Source organism: Pseudomonas sp. Ost2 (assembly GCF_018326065.1).
Lineage (GTDB): Bacteria > Pseudomonadota > Gammaproteobacteria > Pseudomonadales > Pseudomonadaceae > Aquipseudomonas > Aquipseudomonas gingeri.
Map to the genome: position 1 here is coordinate 2762589 of NZ_AP021904.1, position 20101 is coordinate 2782689.

Sequence of the window (20101 nt, forward strand, 5' to 3'; positions counted from 1 at the left end):
CGTGCAATGAGCGCGGGCCTTTTCAAAGGCGCGGAGAACCAACGTGGATGCTTTCTTTATTCAACAGACCGTCAACGGCCTGACACTGGGTGCTGTCTACGGCTTGATCGCCATTGGCTACACCATGGTGTACGGCATTATCGGGATGATCAACTTCGCCCATGGCGAGGTCTACATGATCTCGGCCTATATCACGGCCATTACGCTGGCCTTGCTGAGTTACTTCGGCGTTGAGTCTTTCGGGATACTCATGCTGGGCACTTTCGCCTTCACCATCGTGGTCACCGGAGTGTATGGCTTTGTGATCGAGCGAGTGGCTTACAAGCCCTTGCGTCAGTCAACACGACTCGCTCCCCTGATCAGTGCGATTGGTATCTCACTGATCCTGCAAAACTACGTACAGCTCAGCCAGGGGGCCAGGCAGCAGGGTATTCCGACTCTGCTTCAGGGGTCGCTGCGCTGGACGCTGGACAGCGGCTACGTGCAATTGACCTACACCAAGCTGTTCATCCTGGTGGCGGCGCTGACCGGCATGCTGGTCCTGAACCTGGTCATCAAGCGCACCCGTCTTGGACGCATGTGCCGGGCGACCCAGCAGGATCGCAAGATGGCTTCGATCCTGGGCATCAATACCGATCGGATCATTTCCTGTGTGTTCGTGATCGGGGCTGTCATGGCGGCCTTGGCGGGTGTGCTGATCACGCTGGATTACGGAACGTTCGACTTCTACGCCGGGTTTGTCATCGGTATCAAGGCATTCACTGCCGCCGTCCTCGGAGGGATTGGCTCGCTGCCGGGCGCAATGCTGGGAGGCCTGGTACTTGGCGTGGCCGAGGCCCAGTTTTCGGGCTTGGTGAACACTGATTACAAGGACGTCTTCAGTTTCGCTCTGCTGGTTCTGATTCTGATATTCCGCCCCCAGGGACTGCTCGGGCGGCCGCACGTGACGAAGGTGTGAAATGACTATTTCCAAGAATGCTATCAACTGGCGTACCTGCACAATCGATGCGGTAATGGCTGGCTTCATGGCGCTGATCGTGTTCGGGCCGATTGTCGGTGTGGTGCTGGACGGCTATGGTTTTGAGTTGCATGCGAGCCGGGTGTTGGCGATGGTCTCTGTGGTTGTGATAGGGCGCTTCATGGTGGGCATCGTGCTTCAGGGGCCCTCGGTCAGCGCTTGTCCGGCGGCACGGGGCGAACGGGTGGCGGGGTGCAGGTCTTGCCGGCCGGGCATCGGTCATGGTCACGCTGGATGCTCCCGGCAGCCATCGTGATGGCGGCGGCGATCCCCTTCATCGCCGACAAATACATCCTGACGGTGGTTATTCTCGGACTGATCTACGTGCTCCTGGGGCTGGGACTCAATATCGTTGTCGGGCTGGCCGGGCTACTGGACCTGGGCTTTGTGGCCTTTTATGCGATTGGCGCTTATGGGTTGGCACTCGGTTACCAATACCTGGGACTTGGCTTCTGGAGTGCGTTGCCGTTGGCTGCCTTGTGCGCGGCGCTGGCAGGCTGCGTATTGGGTTTTCCGGTGCTGCGCATGCACGGGGACTATCTGGCCATCGTGACCCTGGGGTTTGGCGAGATCATTCGCCTGGTACTCAACAACTGGGTGGCCTTCACGGGCGGGCCAAACGGTGTTCAGGCTCCGGCCCCGACGTTCCTGGGCGTGGAGTTCGGGCGTCAGGCAAAGGACGGTGGAGTGGCGTTCCATGAGTTTTTCGGTGTCGCCTACAACCCCAACATGAAGTTCATCTTTATCTACGCCGTCCTGGTGCTGGTGGTCATGCTGGTGCTCTACCTCAAAAAACGCCTGACCCGCATGCCCATCGGCCGGGCTTGGGAGGCCTTGCGTGAGGACGAAATCGCCTGTCGGGCGATGGGGCTGAACCACGTACTGGTCAAGCTTTCGGCCTTCACCTTGGGCGCGGCAACAGCTGGTATCGCGGGGGTGTTCTTTGCCAGTTACCAGGGCTTTGTCAATCCCACGTCTTTTACCTTCTTCGAGTCGGCGCTGATCCTCGCCATCGTGGTACTGGGGGGGATGGGCTCGACGCTTGGGGTGGTGATTGCTGCCTTCGTGTTCACGGTCATGCCGGAGCTTTTGCGTAACTTTGCCGAATTCCGGGTCCTGCTGTTTGGTGTGCTCATGGTGTTGATGATGATCTGGAAACCCCGAGGCCTTATTCGTGTCAGCCGTGTGGGCGTGGCCGCACGCAAGGGAGTGATGCCATGAGCGACGCTATTTTGCAGGTTGAAAAACTGATGATGCATTTCGGCGGCATCAAGGCCCTGAACAACGTCAATTTCGACGTCAGGCCGCGGTCGATCACTGCCCTGATCGGCCCCAACGGGGCCGGCAAGACAACCGTATTCAATTGCCTGACCGGTTTTTACAAGGCCACCGGTGGGCAGATCACATTGAACGCCCGTGAGGGGCACATCGATATACGAAAAATACTGGGCGAACCTTTTCATCCGACTGACTTCGTTTCCCCGGGGCGGTTTGCTCGCCGTCTCTACTACAAGATGTTTGGAGGTACCCACCTGGTCAATCGTGCGGGGCTGGCCCGTACCTTCCAGAATATCCGGCTGTTCAAGGACATGTCGGTGGTGGAAAACCTGCTGGTTGCACAGCACCTGTGGGTCAACCGCAACCTGCTGGCCGGCGTGCTCGACACCCAGGGCTTTCGTCGTGCTGAAGAGCAAGCCCTGGACCATGCGTTCTACTGGCTGGAGGTGGTTGACCTGGTTGATTGTGCCAACCGGCTGGCGGGGGAGCTGTCCTATGGGCAACAGCGCCGCCTGGAAATAGCCCGGGCCATGTGCACTCGGCCACGAATCGTCTGCCTGGATGAACCGGCGGCGGGTTTGAATCCTGCCGAAACCGTGGCGCTGAGCGGCATTATTCGCCGGCTGCGGGACGAGCATGACATGACCGTGTTGTTGATTGAGCACGACATGGGAATGGTCATGGACATCTGCGACCACATCGTGGTGCTCGATCATGGCGATGTCATTGCCCAAGGCGGGCCCGAGCATATTCGCCATAACGAAACCGTTATCGCCGCGTACCTGGGGCGCGAAGAGGAGGAGCTCGCATGAATGGGCCACTGCTGCAGTTTCACGAAGTCGATGTGTTCTACGGTCCCATCCAGGCACTTCGCCAGGTATCGCTGGAGATCAACAGGGGCGAGACCGTTTCCTTGATCGGGGCCAACGGTGCCGGCAAGTCGACGTTGCTGATGTCCATTTTTGGGCAGCCTCGGGCAACCTCCGGGAAGATCCTCTATCGGGGCGCTGATATTCGCGACAAGTCGGCTCATTACATCGCCTCGAATGGTATCGCCCAGTCGCCTGAAGGGCGGCGCGTATTCCCGGACATGACGGTCGAGGAAAACCTGCTGATGGGCACCATTCCCATCGGTATGGACAATGCCGAGGCGGACAAGCAGCGGATGTTCGAGATGTTCCCACGCCTGCGTGAGCGTCGAAACCAGCGAGCGATGACGATGTCCGGCGGAGAGCAGCAGATGCTGGCGATTGCCCGGGCATTGATGAGCCGCCCGGATCTGTTGCTGCTCGATGAACCCTCCCTTGGGCTGGCGCCCATCGTGGTCAAGCAGATCTTTCAGATCGTGCGTGACCTGGCCCGCGACGGCATGACGATTTTCCTGGTCGAGCAGAATGCCAACCATGCACTGAGGCTCTCGGACAGGGCCTATGTGCTGGTCAATGGCGAGATCCGCATGACGGGGTCCGGACGTGAGTTGCTGGAGAACGCCCAGGTCAGGGAGGCTTACCTGGGAGGGCATTGATGGCATGACCGGTCTGTAGCGACCGGTTTCGGGAGCGCCGGCAACCTGTCTGTCGGCGCTGCGGTTTTGGTCAGAGGTCCTGAGCGAGTTTGTACATCTCGGCTGCGACTTGAAGTTGAAAGCGTGACTCGGGTTTATCCAGCGACACCTCCAACAGCGTTTCGATACGCTCCATCCGGTAGCGCAAGGTGCTGATATGTACATTGAGCGCCTTGGCGGAGTTCACCAACTGATAGCCTTCGTTTGCCAGTACACAGACGGTTTCCAGCAGCATGGCGCTGTTCTTGTTGTTGGCCAGCGGGGTGATGTAGCGCTCGATCAGCAGGGCACGAGCATCCTCATCGCCCATCAGTGCCCTGGGGAAGAGCACCTCGTTGAAGCTGTGCAGTTTGCCGGGGCGCAGCAGAGGTAGCAAAGCCGCTACGTCTTGCGCCCCCAATGCCATGCCTGAAACGCCGCTATGAACGCGGCTGACGGCCATGGCACCGCCATCATTACGCAGTGATTTCCAGATACTTTGGGCGGAAACATCCGCCGGTACGATCAAGCTGATCTGGTTCAGTGAAACGGACATCAGGGGGGCGATATCCAGGTCCTGCATGATGCGGGTGATGCGTTCGGCTTTCTCTTTGCGTCGTTTGAAGCCTTCAAGGCTCAGTGGAATGGGCTCGTCGATGAGAAGCAGGCAGACCCTGTAGGGACGGCTTTCACTCCAGCCCGAGACCAGCGCCCGCTCGATGGCCCGCGGGGTCTCAGGGAATTTCCCCTCCAGCAAGCCAGCGACCAGGGCATAACCGAGTCGGGTTTCCTGATCGAGGAGTTCACGCTGGTGGGTCAGGTGGAGGGCCGCGATCACCGCTGCATGCTCCAGGGCGCGCGAATGAAGCTCTTCAAACGGTTCGCCCTGGCCTTGCAGCCAGACCACACCCATCAGTTCGCCTTGCAGGAGAACGGGGCAGGCCAGCCGGGTGCTGGTCCCTGGCTTGTCCAGCGTCACCACCCTGGGCTGCGAGCTTTCGAGGGGCGTGATGGTGGCTTTGCCTTGTTGCAGCTGATCAATGAAGCGTCGTTCCAATGCCTCGTCGATATGGGGATCGCTGCTGCCCAGAACGGTGCCTGATGACGAGACGATACGTGCGGGAAGTTCCAGGGCTCCGGACAGTGCTACTGCCAAGGCGTTGAGGTTGTTGGCTTCAATGGCTGCCCGGGTCAGCGCCCGGTGAATGAGATCGGAGCGACGAATGATTTCGCTCTGCAGATTGATGATCTTCGCCAGGATTTCTTGCGTAATCTCGCTAAAGGGCACCTCCCAAGGAAGCTCCAGTAGCGGAAAGTTGCACAGGTCGGCTTCTTCCACCGTGGCAGAGGGAAAGTGCTCGCGAAAATGCGGGACTGCCAGCACGACGCCCGCCAGACCAATCTGGTTCAGGCTACGAATCATCTCCCGGCATGCCTGGTCATCCCGTGGCCAGTTGTATCCCGTGGTCAGCAACAGGTCGCCGCTGCTCAGCCAATGGAGGATGTCGGGATGATCAACGATATGGACCCAACTGATTTCCCGATCCAGGGCGTGCGCGCCAGCCACCACGGTGGCTTTTCTGAGGATGGTCTGCTCCAGGGCGGTCGCTAGTTTCATGTCCGGTCCACCGTTTAGACGAAGGGGGATTCAAGGGGCAGGTCCTGCCTGCCTCTGTCGGTAAAAACGAGGCGGCCCCCGAAGAGGCTGCCCTGTGCGGCATCGACCCTTTCAGGGCAGCAATTTTGCCAGCAGTTGCGCCAGATGGAGAGGTTCTCGACCACTGACTTTGCGGATCTGCCCGCGGCAACTGAACCCGTCGGCCACGATGCTGGCGTCTTGTGGAACCTTGTCCAGATGGGGCTTGAACTCCTGCTGGCCGATCGTCTGCGCAATCGGTGCCGTCTTGCCGTGATAACCATAGGCGCCGGCGACGCCACAGCAGCCGCTGGGTATTACCTGGCCGTTTCCACCGAGTTTCCCCAGCAGAGCCTGTTCGGCTCCCATCCCACCACACGATTTCTGGTGGCAGTGACCGTGGACATGCACGGAGTCGCTCAATGAAGGCAGGGTCAGCCCTTGCTCCCGAATGAATTCGCTCAGCGTCATGATGGATCGGGTCAATTGCTGGGCCCGCATGTCATCGGGAAACAACGCTGGCATTTCATCGCGAAAGACCGACAGGCAGCTGGGTTCAAGGACGACGACAGGCAGTTTGCGCAGCAGCGCCGGTTCCAGTTGTTCGAGTATCGCCAAGAGGTTGGCTTTGGCTCGGTCGAGCATCCCCACGTCATAGTAGGGACGTCCGCAGCAAGTCTGTTTTCTCATCAGATGAACCTGATAGCCCAGCTTTTCCAGGACCTGGACCCCGGCCTCGAGTACATCCGGTGTGAAGCCGTTGTTGAAGCTGTCGACCCAGAGCAGTACATCCTTCGTGCCGGTCAAGGCCTGAGCCGTCAGCAGGCGGCGAGCGGTTGGCCCGTGGCGAAAGCTGCGTGCGGCAATCGCAGGGAACTGAACACCCGCGGCCAATCCCAGGCGCTGGCCGAGCAGACGCAGCAGCCGGTTGCTCATGGCGAAGTTGATCAGGGGGGCCAAACGGTAGGCATGTGGCAGCCATTCGCCAATTCGTCCAATCAGGCTATCCATCAACGGGCGACGGCGTTGCTTGTAATGCCGATAGAGGAACTCGGACTTGTAGCGAGCGATATCCACATTCGTCGGGCAATCGGTCTTGCAGCCTTTGCAGCCCAGGCACAACTCCAGCGAGTCCTTGATCTGTTCGTTGTTCCAACCGTCCTCGATCACCTCGCCCTTGAGCAACTCAAAGAACATCCTGGCGCGGCCACGGGTGGAGTAGCGTTCTTCGCGGGTTGCTCGAAAGCTCGGGCACATGGTGCCGCCCTCGAGTGAACGACATTTACCCATGCCGATGCAGCGTTCGGTTTCGCGGGCAAAACCCTGATCGCCCAAGCGTTTGTCATAGGTGAAGAGGCTCGTGACCGGCTTGCGCTGATAGTCCGGTCCCAGGCGCAAATGATGGTCGACGGGCATGGCGTGGATCAACTTGCCCGGGTTCATTTTGTTGCGTGGGTCCCAGGTGTGCTTGAATTCGCCGAATGCCTGCATGATGGCCGGTGAATACATGATGGGCAGGTACTCGCCCTTGGCCTGACCATCGCCATGCTCACCCGATAGCGAGCCGCCAAACTTGACGACCAGGTGGGCGGCCTCATCCAGAAAGGCTCGCCAGTTGTTCACGCCGCCCTGGCTCTTGAGGTCGAAGGTGATCCGTGAGTGGATGCAGCCATCACCGAAGTGCCCGTAGAGGTTTGTCTTGTATCCATAGCTGGTGACCAGTGCCGAGAACTCTCGCAGGTACTGACCAAGGAACTCCGGTTCAACGGCGGCATCCTCCCAGCCCACGACAGGATCCGGTTGGCTGGGGTCCAGACTGAGGGACGTCGCAGAGGCGCCGGTCTCGCGAATGGTCCAGATACGGTTCATCAGGTTGGCGTCGGTAATCAGGCGGGCGCTCGGCGAGCCGGGCAATGCATCCGTCACGTCGATTGCCCGACGGGCCGCTCTGATGGCCGCATCAAGGGAGTCGCCCGCGAATTCGATCATCAACCACGCATGGCCGTTGGGAAGCTCGGCAATATCGGCCAGCTTCATACCGCGCTCACGCAACCCTCCGATAATGCCATCGTCCAGACCTTCCATCGCGATAGGCGTCAGGGGTAGCAATTGGGGGACGGAGTCGGCGGCGAGAAAAATATCTTCGAACCCAAGGACCACCAGGACCCGATGTGCAGGGTTGGTCACCAGGCGTGTTTCGGCTCTCAGAACCGTGACGCAGGTACCTTCGACACCGACCAGGGCACGTGCAATGTTGAAGCCGTTTTCTGGGAGTAGCTGATCGAGGTTATAACCCGAGACCCGGCGCTTGAGTTTCGGAAAACCCTCACGAATGATCGCCTCGTTGGCGTCGACCAGGGCCTTGAGCGATTTGACGATCTCGGCACGGCGACCGCCGGCTTCAAGGTGCTCCTGGTAGGTCGCCTCATCGGTGGGACCGACCCAGAAACGTGCGCCGTCATAGGTGAGCACCTCGAGGCGTTCGATATTTTCGACTGTTTTTCCCGCCATCACCGAGTGCGCGCCACAGGAGTTGTTTCCAATCATGCCTCCGAGTGTGCATCGGCTGTGGGTGGCTGGATCGGGGCCGAAGGTCAGGCCGGACTGTGCGGCCATGGACTTCAACTGATCGCAGATGACTCCCGGCTCGACCCGCGCGATGCTGTGCTGGACATCGATGTGTTCAATGCGGGTGAGGTATTTTGACGCATCGATGATGATGGCAGCGTTGACGGACTGGCCACACATGGAGGTGCCAGCCCCCGGGGCAGTATCGGTAAATCCGCCTCCGCGCACAGGGCGACGGTGGTGACAAGGTCGTCGAGTGTCCGGGGGATGACGACGCCAATCGGCAACTGACGGTAGTTCGACGCTTCGGACGCATAAATCGCCCGTGTTGAAGCATCGAAGCGGATTTCTGCACGGGTCTGTTTCGACAGTTTTTCGCGAAAGGTGAGCAGCGCATTCACGTCAGGTTTGATAAAGAGGTATTGAGTCATGATTGGCCTGTCTCTCGATCATCGAAGCGGTGCCAGTGAGCGAGATGTTGGAGAAGGGGATGCACGGTTTGGCGTTTACAGGCACATGACTGTAAGGATTGCTGGGTGGACTCACTACCTGTGAAGAGTAGGAGCAAAGACGTATTTATTCCTGTTTAAAAACGAAAAAAACGCCAATCCCAGATTGGCGTTAAGCAGGCGTTTCACGGGCGTTTGCTGGTCCAGGCAATGAAACGCTCTTCCAGGCCTTCGCCATACTCCGTCCAGAAATCCACGTCCATTTGCAGGGCGTTTTTCATGTTTTCGGGGGCGGTGGGCAAATCTTTTCTCAGCGCTTGATCGAGGAGGGCGTCTGCCCGCTTATTGGAGGGGCCGTAGGCCATCTGCTCGGTATAGATTTTCTGTTGTTCGGGGCGCATGGCGAAGGCGATGAACTCATAAGCCCTGTCCAGGTTGGGAGTTCCTTTGGGGATGGCCCATTCATCGAATTGGTAAAGATTCTGATTCCAGACCACTTTCAGGTTGGCGTTACTTTTCTGGGCGAAATGAATCCTGCCGTTATAGGCTGAACTCATGACCACATCGCCGGACATCAGGTACTGCGGTGGCTGTGCTCCTGCTTCCCACCACTGGATGTAGGGTTTGAGCCCGTCGAGTTTGGCAAAGGCACGGTCCACGCCGGCGGGTGTCCTGAGCACGGTGTAGACTTCACCGGGAGCAACGCCATCGGCCATGAGTGCAAACTCCAGGGCACCACGGGCGGATTTTCTAAGGCTGCGTTTGCCGGGAAATTTCTCCACATCCCAGAAGTCTTTCCAGTTTTCAGGAGCGATTTTGAGCTTGTTGGCGTTGTAGGCCAGCACGTTCGACCAGACAAAAATCCCGACTCCACATTCGTGTGTGGCACCCGCAATCAGGTCGGCCGAGTTACCTATCCGGCTATGGTCCAATCGTTCGAACAGTCCTTCTTCACAGCCGCGCGCCAGGTCTGTGTCCTCGACGTCCAGGACATCCCAGTTGACACTGTCGGTGTCCACCATTGCCTTGAGCTTGGCCATTTCACCGTTCCACTCACCGGCGATGATGGGGATGCCCGTGAGCTGGCTGTAGGGTTTGTAGAAGGCGTCGACCTGGGCAGTCTTGCTGGCGCCTCCGTAGGAGATGACGGTCAGGCCATCGGCCATGGCCTGTTGGGCAAACACAAGACTGCCGATCAAGGTCAGTGTGAAGACTGATCTGAACATGCGGGTACTCCCGATTGACGTCGATCATTATGGTTTTTGTTATCAGGCAGCGACGGCAGAAGAGGAGGTGTCTGAGGGGCTCAACCTGAACTGCACACCCCGCTGCCCATTCAGGTTAGGCGTGGGCGTGTACCCGGTATCAGCTATGAGGGATAGGAGAGCGGTGCGGGTCTATTCCTACCTTTTTGTCTGCTACAGGCGCTGAGCTGTTCGATTTGAGCGCCAAGGAGGTCGTCTTGCGCCGCTCTTACTATCGAGATCCTGGAACCGGTAGTTAAAAGTCCACCGCTGGCCGGCGGTGCATCGAGCCAGGTGACAGTTTTTTTCCGGTACGGAGTGCCCGGGGAAGTTCAGTGCTTGGGTCAATCCGAAGCTGGTGAGGGTTCTTGCTTCGGCTTGCTCTTGCTGAGAACGAACCACACCGCTAAACAGATAAGCCCGCCGCCGTACAAATGCGCGACCGAAAGACGTTCACCAAGGAGCATCACACCCCACAGCACTCCGAAGGGTGGGATAAGGAAGGTCACGGTCAGTGAACGCACCGGCCCGATATCCGCGATCAAGCGGAAGTACAGGATGTATGCAACGGGTGGCGACTAAACATGCCAACGCGCCCATGACCACGCTCATTGACACGGTGATGGGGCCGGTGCTGGTCAGCAACGTAATGCCCATAAACCCGATCAACACGCCGGCACCTTTTTTTAGTGTCAACGAATCGCTGAAACACATCCAACCGATCAAGACGCCCATCATTGGTGTGGTCGCATTGAAAATTGCTGAATAGCCAGCAGGTAACAGTAGTGCCGCCACGCTATACATCAAAAATGGATATGCGCTTGGGCTTCTCAAAGATATCAGGGTGGGCTTCACGATAACCACCTATCGACGCGCCTAGTCAGATAGATAGGCCGTCACCGTATCCTCAAGCATCTCCACCAACTCTGGATCCATGTAGCGGTAATCGTCAGGAATATCCAGACAGTAAAGCCGCTTGTGTTCAAGCAAGCGGGCGTACTCTGCCTGGAGACGTTGCAGGTGCTTGCGCTCCATCACAAAGATCACATCGGCCCAACGGATATCCGCTGCGCCGATGGGTTTACGCGCATTAGGGCTGGTCCCCGCCGAACGGGCATTGAAGCCTGGGCGACGGCGCCACATCGTTTCCGCAGTCGGGCTACGCCATTGGTTACGGCTACAGACGAACAGGAGGTTGGTCATGCTGGTTCCAACTGGTGGCGAATGGTGCGAATGGGACAGCCCACGCCCAGTTCGCTCCCATTATTCCTGCTTCGCTTGCGCAACTTCTGCAAGCGGAAAGACCACTTCCTTCGTATCCAGGTTTCGAATCTCGGAGTTGATGGTCATGGTCGACATCTCGCGTCCTGGAGGTCCGCTGATATCACTGCGGGTCGAGAAGTCCACGACATAACGCTGGCCTGCACGGAACTCGATATCGCGGGCACCGAAGCCACACTTGGCGCCGCCGGTACCCAGCGCATTCATCGATGCCCAGCACCAGCTCAACGAGTGTTTGCCCGGTGTCAGCCGAAGCGCCTGCATGCCGGAAACGTCGAGAATCGAGCGGCGTCCAGCGCCAGGCAGTGGCTTGTCATCCACCTGTGTTGCCAGCAGCAGTCGGTGGAAGGGCACACCCAGCGCGCGAAATTGTGTAGTCGCGAAATACACAACCGGTGCATCGGCTGTGTTATCGGACAGGTCATAGGGCTTCATCGTCTCCGGCGCCCACTCGCCCTGGTAATCCTTGTAGTGGTAACTGGAACAGGCGGTAGTGAGAGCGGCGGCCAGCAGGGTAGTCGATAGCTTGAGATACGACGAGAATAGCGGTGATCGCATTGTTCTTCCTTGTTGAACGATGTTCATAGGGTGCCGCGTCAGAGGCGGTCGCTACGTAGACAAATGATGATGTCTATATGATATCATTTTTATTCCCGCGAAGGCACACCAGTGCGGTTACGGCAGGTAGCTTTTGGCCAAAGCAGACCTTCGAATGGGTTTAGGAAATGGGGCTGCCCGGTCTGCTGATGCTGGCGCCTCTGGTGAATGTATGTGGGCTGCTGCCCAGTTGTATTCAGATTGAGATTGCTCAGAGGTGCAGGTTTTTATTCTTGCATTTGTTGGGTGAACAGGGTAGCGGTCAGTGGAAGTGACTCTTGCCGCCTGAAATCTAGGCGCTAGATGGCATCATTTCTACATGATGACGCTTGCCTAGCCTCAATCTGATAATTTCATGGAAGCTTTTCTAGAAAACGGGAGACTCTAGTTTTTATGAGCTTTAAAGACAAAGGAAAATGTCCTTTCTGCGAAGAAATTATGACGCCGGAGATTATAGAACTAAATAATATTCGCAGGGATAAGTGTAAGTGCACTAATTGCGAAAGAGACATTTATGTATGTCGTGCCCCTGGCTGCAGAGACTATGCAAGAGGGGGGATCTGTATGATGACGAATTTTGTATTGCGTGCTCCGATAAAATTGCGGAATTTGGAAGAAAAGCAGCTGAAAATTTTGGAACTGCAGTCGTGTTGAGTGGGACTGCTCTAGTAAAAACTTGGCTCGCATCGCAAAGTAAAAAATAATTTATGTAAGTCTTACGAACGCAGGTTGGTCAGGTTGGTGTGAGTCGACTCCACTTTCGTGGATACCTTACAGGACCGCTTCTAGCCAAAAGCGAACGGTCCTCGGCTGAATATTCCGAATCGCTATCGAAGATCATGCGTTATCACCGGGCATGATCTTCATTGGCACGGGAAGCCCAGCTTCCCGTGCCAATGACCAAACCTGTCCATCAGCCGCAAGCAGTAGCAACCTGTCCCTCCAGCACCAAATCCATCCTCAACCGCACCAACTCAATCAAATGCACAACCCCCATCGCCACCTTGCGATTCGAATCGGTCTGGTTGTCGGCATGCTCATATCGATACGTTTTCTACACTGGCGGGGTAGGGCTGGAGATGTATATTTTGGCAAAATTTGTCAAAAAACGGACAAAACCATCGGTGCCATGAACATCTTCCTACCGGACGCCCTCAAGTTCTTTATCGATGATCAGGTCTGTCTGCGTGGCTACAGCACCAGTAGTGAATACATGCGAGAGCTGATTCGCAAGGATCAGGATCGGCAGCATTTGCGTGGCCTGCTGCTGGCCGGGGCTGAGTCGGCTCCCACCACTGTTGTCGATGGTGACTATTTCGAATCCCTGCGCGCCAAGGTGCGTAAGGCTGGGGGATGACCCCGTCATTCCTCGAGCGCTGGCGAGGGCTCCACTGGCTGCTGAAACCTTATTCCTCTTACACTTCATGCAGTGAGATTGGACCGAGAGCCGCTTGCGTCTGCGGCAAACAGGGCGGCGCCAAGCGCAAGGTATTGCGCCCCGACCCCTTGGCCTCGTAAAGCGCCGCATCCGCCCTGGCGAGCAGGGTGGCGATGGTGTCTCCTGCGTCAGGCACCACACAGCAAACACCGATACTGATGCGCAGCGCGATGGTTGACCCAGCATAGTGCGCCGGCGACTCGGCCAACGAGGCCCGCAGTTCATCGAGCACGGCCATGGCTCCCTCGGGGCCAGTGTCTGGCAGCAACAGCAGAAACTCTTCGCCACCATAACGACCGATGCTGTCGGAGTGACGGATTCGCTGGGTGAGATGATTGACGCAGTGACATATCACTTCATCCCCCGCCAGATGACCATGTTCATCATTGATCTGTTTAAAGTGATCGATATCGACCATGGCCACTGCCAGGTAGGACCCGTCCCGGCGTGAGCGCTCCAATTCAGTGGAAAACTGCTCGAGGATCGCTCGGCGGTTGAGAATACCGGTCAGCACATCGCGCAGGGCGAGGTGTTGAAGCAGGGTCTCGCTGCGTTCCTTGGACAACAGGACCAAACCCAGGGAAATCATCATCGCGGTGAACGTGCCAATGCTGACCGAGATGGTCTGCTTGAGGTTGCTGACGTCGTAGCGCATTTGCTCGGCACCTCCGCCGAGCACGGCCACCACCCGCATCCCCAGCCCGATCAGGCTGATACTGGAACCGATGATCAACAGCATGCGTGCGCGACCTTGGGCGGGGATGTGGCGGCGAGTCCAGTAGATGATCAGTGCGCACTGCACCATCAACACTAGCGTGGCGGCGAGCATCCGGGGTTCCAGGGTGTCGATCAGGCTGGCCATCAATACCAGCATCAATGCCGCTGGAGCGAACACCCGCCACCAGCTGACGGGAAGTTCAACAATCCGAAACACGCTGGCCCCATAAAAGGCCAGTGCTACCGCCAGCAGCGTGTTGGCGGCGCCGTAGGTCAACCACAGCGGCGCATGGCCGTAGACGGTGTAGCCGACGTAGGCCAAGGCGTGTGCCAACAAGCCAAAGCCTGTCGTGAGCAGTCCGTCACGCTGGTTGAACTGACCGACCAGGATCAGGCAGAACGCCATGATCGTCGCGACTAAAGCGACACAGGCGAAAAGCGTAGGAGTGTGAGCAATCATGACGTTTCATCTGGCGCTGGCAGTCGCAGCTCTGGGCGTCAGTCTAGTTGATATCAAAGGCTGGGATCACAAGGGGACTTACAACTATTAACGTCTTGAGCGAGACATTCGATATAGGCTTTGCGCTGCGAGGACTGGATCACCCGACCTCAAGTCTCCGATAAGCCCGCCACATGAACCGACACGCTATCGCCGCCACGTTTCTTGCATTCATGACGCCGCTACCATCCCTGGCGCAGGCCGGTGCGCCGGTCACGCACGTGGCGATCTACCGTGGTCCGGCGGGTTGCGATGACTGTTCGGAAAGCGTGAAACAAGCCCTGCAACGTCTCGCCCCCGGTTACCAGATCGACTTTGTCGGCGCCGACGAACCGATCGACATCACGCCACAAACCCTTGCCCGCTACGACCTCTACGTTCAACCCGGAGGAGGCCAGGACATTCCCGGTGCCCTCGACAGCCTGGGCCATGCCCGCGCCACTGCCATCCGTGACTACGTCGCCCACGGTGGCCGCTACCTGGGCTTGTGCATGGGCGCCTATCTGGCGGACAACAGCAACCTCGGCCTGATCCCCAGGACCTGGACTCCGAAGCTGGCCGCCCCGGCTTTGAAGTGAACTCCATCGCCGACGCAGCGGTGCAGGTCACGTGGGACGGCAAGGCCGACAACGTCTTCTACCAGGACGGTCCGTATTTCCCCCAAACCGACTCGGCCTCAAGAACCATCGCGACCTACCGCAACGGCGACGTGGCGGCTGCGCGTTATACCTATGAAAAGGGCGTAGTGGTGCTGAGCGGCCCCCATCCGGAGGCAGGTCGGAAGTGGTTTGAGGATGCCGATATTGCGCTGGACAAGATGCCGCGCGGGAATCTTTTTGCATCGCTGATACGCAGTTTTGAAGAATAGGCCAGGGCCTTCCACCAGACTTCGAGCCAACGACAGGAGAGTCTGTCACCGATACCTTCCTTCGGTGAGGGCTGGACGAGCCTTTTCATCGAATATTTCTTGCATAGGGGTAGGGGGTATACCTATCATGGGACTCATATAGGCAGGGGGGGTATCCCATGGGTCATGTCGCAGCCAACAAAGATGATCTTCTCAAGCGCGTCAAACGCATCGCCGGACAAATCCAGGCTGTTGAACGGGCGCTGGAATCAGATCTCGACTGCGCCAAAACACTGCACCTTGTCGCCGCTACCCGTGGAGCCATCAACGGCTTGATGGAGGAGATCATTGAGGACCACGCCCGGGAGCACGTTGCAAACCCGGCACTCAGCGAAGAACAGCGCAACAAGGGCGTCGAAGAGCTGCTTGAAGCCATTCGCCGTTATTCCAGGTAAAGCGCGCAGGTACGGACTCATGAGCAACACTTCTCTCAACATCAACCACGTACACGACCACATGTTCCTGGGCTCCGCGCACGATGAAAATGCCAGGCGCACGCTTTGGGTCGTGGCGCTGACGGTGGTGATGATGGTTGGCGAGATCGCCGCCGGCTATATCACCGGCTCGATGGCGTTGCTTGCCGATGGCTTTCACATGGCGACCCATGCCGGTGCATTGGGCATCGCGGCGGCGGCTTACGGGTACGCAAAACGCCACGCCTCCAGTCGGCGCTACAGCTTTGGTACCGGAAAGGTTGGAGACTTGGGCGGGTTCGCCTCGGCGCTGATTCTCGGCATGGTTTCCCTGGCAATTGGCGTTGAATCCGTCATGCGCCTCTTGCAGCCAACGGACGTCCAGTTCGGCACCGCGACGCTCATCGCGATTGCCGGTTTGATCGTCAATATCATCAGTGCCTTGCTGCTGGGCCACGGGCACAGTCATGGGCACGATCATGATGATCATGATCATGCCCATCACGGGAACGACAACAACCTGAAATCGGCCTATGTCCATGTCATTGCCGACGCGCTGACTTCGGTGCTGGCCATTGCTGCTCTGCTCGCCGGCCGGTACCTCGGCTGGGTGTGGCTGGACCCGGTCATGGGCATTGTCGGTGCCCTCGTTATCGCACGTTGAGCATGGACCTTGATGAAGGTCACCGCCGCTACCTTGCTGGATCAGACGGATACCCACGTCGCCGAGGAAATTCGTGAACGGGTGGAGAAACCGGGGGATGCCACCATCACGGACTTGCACGTCTGGCGGGTTGGGCCACAGGCTCACGCGGCCATTGTCAGCGTTCTTGGTGAGGTCACCGCGAACGCCGACAGTATTCGTGAACGTCTCCAGCCGGTTCACGAAATCAGCCATCTGACAGTCGAGTTCCGCCCGGCCTGATTCTGTCGATGGGAAAACACTCTGTTGATCCCCTGTCCGTGGAGTGACAGTTGCGCCCGGCAAGCCTGATGAAGTCGGTGCCTCCCATCGAGGCGTTGTGACGGGCCAGGCACAGGATGCCCACCCGGTAGGGGCATCTCGTTGTTACGACGCATAGGGCACCCAGGAGGCTTGAGGCGGGAGGGGCAGCACCGCGGCGGTGTTTTTCCGGGGGCCCTGCACGGCTGTAATCCGGGCCACCTCAAGGCCGTAGCGAGTAATGATGACCTCGGCGCCGCAGATGACTTGCTCGAGGATGAACTCGAGGCTGGTCTGGGCATCGGGCATGTCATATTTCACTTGGCACATGGCGTTTCCTCATGGGACGGCGGCCTTCTCGGCGGGGCTCTGGTGGATCGCACCGGCAGTCCCGCTGCGACCCGGTATAGTCGCGAAGGTATAGGCAGATTCTGATCTGTTGATTGCGGAATGTGCTTCTGTAATTCCGGCACTTGGCGCTAGGATGAGAAAAATCCTTTCGCAGAACTGAGAAAATGCAAAAAAACAATCTTGATGATATGGATCGACGGATTCTCCGGATGCTCAGCAAGGATGGCCGGGCGAGCTTGCAGGAGGTGGGAAAGCAGGTGGGGCTTTCGCCCAGTCCCTGCTGGCAGCGGATCAAGCGCATGGAGGAGTCGGGCGTCATCCAGGGCTACGAGGCCCGTATCGACCTCAATGAACTGGGCTACAACGATGGGCTGATCGTGATGCTCACCCTTGAGCACCATAGCGACGAAATCCTGGAGAAATTCGAGCAGGCCCTGGCCGGGATTCCCGAGGTGATCGAGGCCTACCTGGTATCCGGCGAGTACGACTATTTCATCCGGATCGCAGTGAAGAACACGCGCGACTATGAACGGTTGCTGCGGGAAAAGCTCTACCATATCCCCGGCTTGCGGCACTCGGTGTCGAGCTTCGTGCTACGCCAGCTCAAAGCGGCCAGCGTGCCGCTCTGAAAGCGCTATATTGACTACCCGTTTCGCGGGCACGGCCCGCTTCTACAGGCATCCCCGATGCAATTGGAATGGCTCGAAGACTTCATCGAACTGGCGCGTACGCGCAGCCTGTCGCGGGCGGCGCAAAACCGCTGCGTGACTCATCCGGCCTTCGGGCGCCGTATCCGGGCGCTGGAGGACTGGGTGGGGGCACCCCTGATCGAACGCAAGCAGCCCCTGTCCCTGACCCCGGCGGGCGTGCTGTTCCTCGACGCCGCCACGCAGTCGATGGCGTTGCTGCTGGCAGCCCGCGCGCAGTTCCAGAATATCGGCATGAACCGCGACGAACCCTTGCGCATCGCCACCGGCCGCACGCTGGCGAGCATGTTCTTTCCCGACTGGTATCAATCGCTGCATGAGCGCTTTGGCGCGTTCCCGATTTCGCTGGTCACCGGTGGCGCGCAGGAAGCCATCATGAAACTGTCGGCGGGCGAGGTGGACCTGCAGTTGATCTTCTCCAGCCCCTTGACCCGTATTCTCATCGACAACGAGCGTTTCGACTCACTGGTGCTGGCCCAGGAGGTGCTGCTGCCGGTCAGCGCCCCCGATGCCCGGGGACAGCCGCTGTTTTCCATCGGTGTCGACAGCGATGCGTCGAGCATTGCCTGGCTGGGTTTCTCGCCGACCCTGTCGCTGCGTGGGGTGCTGGCCCAGCACCTGGCCAGGCTGCCGCACCGCTTGGCGCTGCGCATGATTTATCAGGCCGACTCCTATGAGGCGATCCTGGAAATGGCCAAGCGCGGCAGCGGGCTGGCCTGGTTGCCGAAGATGGTGGTCAGGGATGCCCTGGCAGCGGGGCAGTTGGTGATTGCCGGTGGCCCTGAGCTGCACATCGGTTTCGATATCTCGCTACATCGCCTGCGCTCCAATCGCAGCGAACAGGTCATGCGGATCTGGCAAGGCTTGCACCCTTAACGGGCACGCCGTAAAAAAAACTCCGCTCTGGAGCCTGTGCAAACCCCCAGGGCAAAGGCCGCGTGCCGAACAGGCTCAAGCTTGTGCCCAAACAGCAATTGCCGAACCGGGGTTGCTGATTCAACTTGGCGTCGGGCCGGACAGTCACGAAGGCACGAAACCTCGATCACTGTCCGGTTGTTTTCACCCATAACAATGACGACCGTCGGGTCCGTCGGGCGGCCAATGCCCGCGGGCAGATGGCCAACTGTGAAACAGACCCGGAAGCCCTCCTTCATGACCACTCATTCTTCAACCGTGAGCGCAGTATCGGCCACCCCTCGGCGGGGACCGTGGCGAGAGATCGTCGCCGCCAGTTTCGGCAACGCGCTGGAGTTCTATGACCTGCTGATCTATGGCTATTTCGCCGTGGTCATCGGCAAGCTGTTTTTCCCTTCGGATAACGAAACCACATCGCTGCTGCTCGCGGTCGGTTCGTTCGGCATCTCGTTCCTGATGCGTCCGCTGGGCGCCATCGTGCTGGGCTCGTATGCCGACCGGGCAGGGCGCAAGGCCTCGCTGACGCTGTCGATCCTGATCATGCTGCTCGGCACCGCCTTGATCACCTTCACGCCCTCGTACCAGCAGATCGGCCTGGCAGCGCCCTTGCTGATCGTCGTCGCCCGCATGCTCCAGGGCTTTTCCACGGGAGGCGAGTTCGGCGCGGCCACCGCCTTCATGGTCGAGCATGCCGATGCCCGTCATCGGGGGTTCTTTGCCAGCTGGCAGTTGTCGACCCAAGGCCTGGCCACGGTACTGGCGGCCGGTGTCAGTGCGTTGCTGAGCTACCTGCTGAGCGACGTGCAACTCAACGACTGGGGCTGGCGCGTGGCGTTCGGCGTCGGCCTGTTGATCGGCCCGGTGGGCTTCTACATTCGCAGCCAGATCGACGAGACGCCGGACTTCCAGAAACTGGCGGCCAGGGTCGAGCACAATACGCCATTGCGTGACGTACTGATCAAGGGCCATATCAGCCTGTTGCTCGCCATTGGCGTGGTGGCGGGGGCGACGGCGTTCAACTACGTACACAAGTTGTACATGCCGACTTACGCACTGAAACAACTGCAGATCACGGCCACGTCTTCCTTTCTCGGCGCACTGGCGACCGGCATCACCCTGATGATCATGGCGCCGGTGTTTGGCAGTCTGTCCGACCGCTACGGTCGATTCCGCGTGTTGACCATCGCCTTGCTGATCACCGGCCTGTCGTCCTACCCGATGTTCGCCTGGCTCAATCATTTCCCCACCTTCACCACGTTGCTGGTGGTCCAGGCGGTGGTGGGCGTACTGATCGCTGCGTGCCTGGGGCCGATCCCGGCGATGCTGGCGGATATCTTTCCCACGCGCATTCGTGGAACCGGACTGGCCTTGAGCTACAACTTTTCCGTCACCTTGTTCGGCGGCTTCGCTCCGCTGATCGTGACCTGGATGATCGATGCCACCGGTAGCAAGCTGGCGCCGAGTTTCTATGTGATGGCGACCTCACTGGTCAGCGTCATCGCCGTGATCATCCTCGGACGGCGCATGCGTCACAGCAAGCCGGACTGATTCGCTTCCGCTTTTTCTATCCACTATCCGCCTGATTTCGCCGCGCCCC

At 58.6% G+C, this 20101-nt stretch carries 15 protein-coding genes and 4 pseudogenes; 11 read left to right on the plus strand and 8 right to left on the minus strand.

Features of this window, described 5'->3' with window-relative positions:
* The first annotated feature begins 43 nt into the window (after positions 1-43).
* From KI243_RS12060 to KI243_RS12075, 4 genes and pseudogenes are all read left to right on the plus strand, one after another.
* Complete coding sequence (locus KI243_RS12060) at positions 44-958, plus strand: branched-chain amino acid ABC transporter permease (RefSeq protein ID WP_017128925.1); 915 nt, start codon at positions 44-46, stop codon at positions 956-958.
* A 1-nt stretch (position 959) separates the two neighbouring features.
* Positions 960-2239 (plus strand): annotated as a pseudogene (gene livM / locus KI243_RS12065) (high-affinity branched-chain amino acid ABC transporter permease LivM).
* On the plus strand, positions 2236-3108 hold the full coding sequence (locus tag KI243_RS12070; RefSeq protein ID WP_017128927.1) for an ATP-binding cassette domain-containing protein: 873 nt from the start codon (positions 2236-2238) through the stop codon (positions 3106-3108). Before livM ends, KI243_RS12070 begins: the two are co-directional and overlap by 4 nt.
* Entirely contained in the window at positions 3105-3821 is a 717-nt protein-coding gene (locus tag KI243_RS12075; protein WP_017128928.1) for an ABC transporter ATP-binding protein, read from the plus strand. Before KI243_RS12070 ends, KI243_RS12075 begins: the two co-directional genes overlap by 4 nt.
* Before the next feature lie 70 nt (positions 3822-3891).
* Here the strand turns inward: KI243_RS12075 and KI243_RS12080 are convergent, their stop codons facing one another.
* The 6 genes and pseudogenes from KI243_RS12080 to KI243_RS12105 all read right to left on the minus strand — a co-directional run bounded on the left by KI243_RS12080 (position 3892) and on the right by KI243_RS12105 (position 11602).
* Entirely contained in the window at positions 3892-5457 is a 1566-nt protein-coding gene (locus KI243_RS12080; RefSeq protein WP_017128929.1) for a PucR family transcriptional regulator, read from the minus strand.
* Between the two features lie 111 nt (positions 5458-5568).
* Positions 5569-8223 carry an FAD-binding and (Fe-S)-binding domain-containing protein gene (locus KI243_RS12085; protein ID WP_244861842.1) on the minus strand — a complete coding sequence of 885 codons (2655 nt, stop codon included), beginning with the start codon at positions 8221-8223 and terminating at the stop codon, positions 5569-5571.
* A gap of 454 nt (positions 8224-8677) precedes the next feature.
* Complete coding sequence (locus KI243_RS12090; RefSeq protein WP_177106651.1) at positions 8678-9718, minus strand: ABC transporter substrate-binding protein; 1041 nt, start codon at positions 9716-9718, stop codon at positions 8678-8680.
* A 362-nt stretch (positions 9719-10080) separates the two neighbouring features.
* Positions 10081-10540, minus strand: a pseudogene (locus KI243_RS12095) (EamA family transporter); the annotation flags it as partial.
* Between the two features lie 72 nt (positions 10541-10612).
* Complete coding sequence (locus KI243_RS12100) at positions 10613-10939, minus strand: phosphotyrosine protein phosphatase (protein WP_017128933.1); 327 nt, start codon at positions 10937-10939, stop codon at positions 10613-10615.
* A gap of 60 nt (positions 10940-10999) precedes the next feature.
* Positions 11000-11602, minus strand: coding sequence for a hypothetical protein (locus KI243_RS12105; protein WP_244861843.1), 603 nt, complete (start codon positions 11600-11602; stop codon positions 11000-11002).
* A 1132-nt stretch (positions 11603-12734) separates the two neighbouring features.
* On the opposite strand from KI243_RS12105, the gene KI243_RS12110 reads away from it, so the two are divergent.
* Positions 12735-12971 carry a type II toxin-antitoxin system ParD family antitoxin gene (locus tag KI243_RS12110; protein WP_212811190.1) on the plus strand — a complete coding sequence of 79 codons (237 nt, stop codon included), beginning with the start codon at positions 12735-12737 and terminating at the stop codon, positions 12969-12971.
* Between the two features lie 58 nt (positions 12972-13029).
* On the opposite strand, the gene KI243_RS12115 is transcribed toward KI243_RS12110, so the two are convergent.
* Positions 13030-14229, minus strand: a complete 1200-nt coding sequence (locus KI243_RS12115; protein WP_212810862.1) for a GGDEF domain-containing protein — start codon at positions 14227-14229, stop codon at positions 13030-13032.
* A 173-nt stretch (positions 14230-14402) separates the two neighbouring features.
* Here KI243_RS12115 and KI243_RS12120 point away from each other — a divergent pair.
* From KI243_RS12120 to dmeF, 3 genes and pseudogenes are all read left to right on the plus strand, one after another.
* A pseudogene (locus KI243_RS12120) lies at positions 14403-15136 on the plus strand (BPL-N domain-containing protein).
* A 158-nt stretch (positions 15137-15294) separates the two neighbouring features.
* The gene (locus KI243_RS12125) at positions 15295-15570 is read left to right on the plus strand and encodes a metal/formaldehyde-sensitive transcriptional repressor (RefSeq protein ID WP_177106648.1); all 276 of its coding nucleotides are present in this window, start codon (positions 15295-15297) and stop codon (positions 15568-15570) included.
* A 19-nt stretch (positions 15571-15589) separates the two neighbouring features.
* Positions 15590-16513, plus strand: a pseudogene (gene dmeF / locus KI243_RS12130) (CDF family Co(II)/Ni(II) efflux transporter DmeF).
* A 144-nt stretch (positions 16514-16657) separates the two neighbouring features.
* Here dmeF and KI243_RS12135 read toward each other — a convergent pair.
* A complete protein-coding gene (locus KI243_RS12135) occupies positions 16658-16861 on the minus strand; it encodes a hypothetical protein (protein ID WP_017128947.1) in 204 nt (67 codons plus the stop codon).
* A 209-nt stretch (positions 16862-17070) separates the two neighbouring features.
* On the opposite strand from KI243_RS12135, the gene KI243_RS12140 reads away from it, so the two are divergent.
* From KI243_RS12140 to KI243_RS12150, 3 genes are all read left to right on the plus strand, one after another.
* Positions 17071-17511 (plus strand): Lrp/AsnC family transcriptional regulator, encoded by a 441-nt coding sequence (locus KI243_RS12140; protein ID WP_280529442.1) that lies wholly within the window; start codon positions 17071-17073, stop codon positions 17509-17511.
* Positions 17512-17568: 57 nt separating this feature from the next.
* A complete protein-coding gene (locus tag KI243_RS12145; protein WP_177086258.1) occupies positions 17569-18465 on the plus strand; it encodes a LysR family transcriptional regulator in 897 nt (298 codons plus the stop codon).
* A 276-nt stretch (positions 18466-18741) separates the two neighbouring features.
* On the plus strand, positions 18742-20052 hold the full coding sequence (locus KI243_RS12150) for an MFS transporter (protein ID WP_042936759.1): 1311 nt from the start codon (positions 18742-18744) through the stop codon (positions 20050-20052).
* Positions 20053-20101: the final 49 nt, after the last annotated feature.

What these genes read in the sequence shown, in the direction of transcription:
- KI243_RS12075 (WP_017128928.1), top strand. Translation starts at nt 3,105, where the DNA reads ATGAATGGGCCACTGCTGCAGTTTCACGAAGTCGATGTGTTCTACGGT.
- KI243_RS12150 (WP_042936759.1), top strand. Translation starts at nt 18,742, where the DNA reads ATGACCACTCATTCTTCAACCGTGAGCGCAGTATCGGCCACCCCTCGG.
- KI243_RS12085 (WP_244861842.1), bottom strand. Translation starts at nt 8,223, where the DNA reads ATGTGTGGCCAGTCCGTCAACGCTGCCATCATCATCGATGCGTCAAAA.
- KI243_RS12145 (WP_177086258.1), top strand. Translation starts at nt 17,569, where the DNA reads ATGCAATTGGAATGGCTCGAAGACTTCATCGAACTGGCGCGTACGCGC.
- KI243_RS12080 (WP_017128929.1), bottom strand. Translation starts at nt 5,457, where the DNA reads ATGAAACTAGCGACCGCCCTGGAGCAGACCATCCTCAGAAAAGCCACC.
- KI243_RS12135 (WP_017128947.1), bottom strand. Translation starts at nt 16,861, where the DNA reads ATGTGCCAAGTGAAATATGACATGCCCGATGCCCAGACCAGCCTCGAG.
- KI243_RS12100 (WP_017128933.1), bottom strand. Translation starts at nt 10,939, where the DNA reads ATGACCAACCTCCTGTTCGTCTGTAGCCGTAACCAATGGCGTAGCCCG.
- KI243_RS12105 (WP_244861843.1), bottom strand. Translation starts at nt 11,602, where the DNA reads ATGAACATCGTTCAACAAGGAAGAACAATGCGATCACCGCTATTCTCG.
- KI243_RS12125 (WP_177106648.1), top strand. Translation starts at nt 15,295, where the DNA reads ATGGGTCATGTCGCAGCCAACAAAGATGATCTTCTCAAGCGCGTCAAA.
- KI243_RS12140 (WP_280529442.1), top strand. Translation starts at nt 17,071, where the DNA reads ATGGATCGACGGATTCTCCGGATGCTCAGCAAGGATGGCCGGGCGAGC.
- KI243_RS12070 (WP_017128927.1), top strand. Translation starts at nt 2,236, where the DNA reads ATGAGCGACGCTATTTTGCAGGTTGAAAAACTGATGATGCATTTCGGC.
- KI243_RS12090 (WP_177106651.1), bottom strand. Translation starts at nt 9,718, where the DNA reads ATGTTCAGATCAGTCTTCACACTGACCTTGATCGGCAGTCTTGTGTTT.
- KI243_RS12115 (WP_212810862.1), bottom strand. Translation starts at nt 14,229, where the DNA reads ATGATTGCTCACACTCCTACGCTTTTCGCCTGTGTCGCTTTAGTCGCG.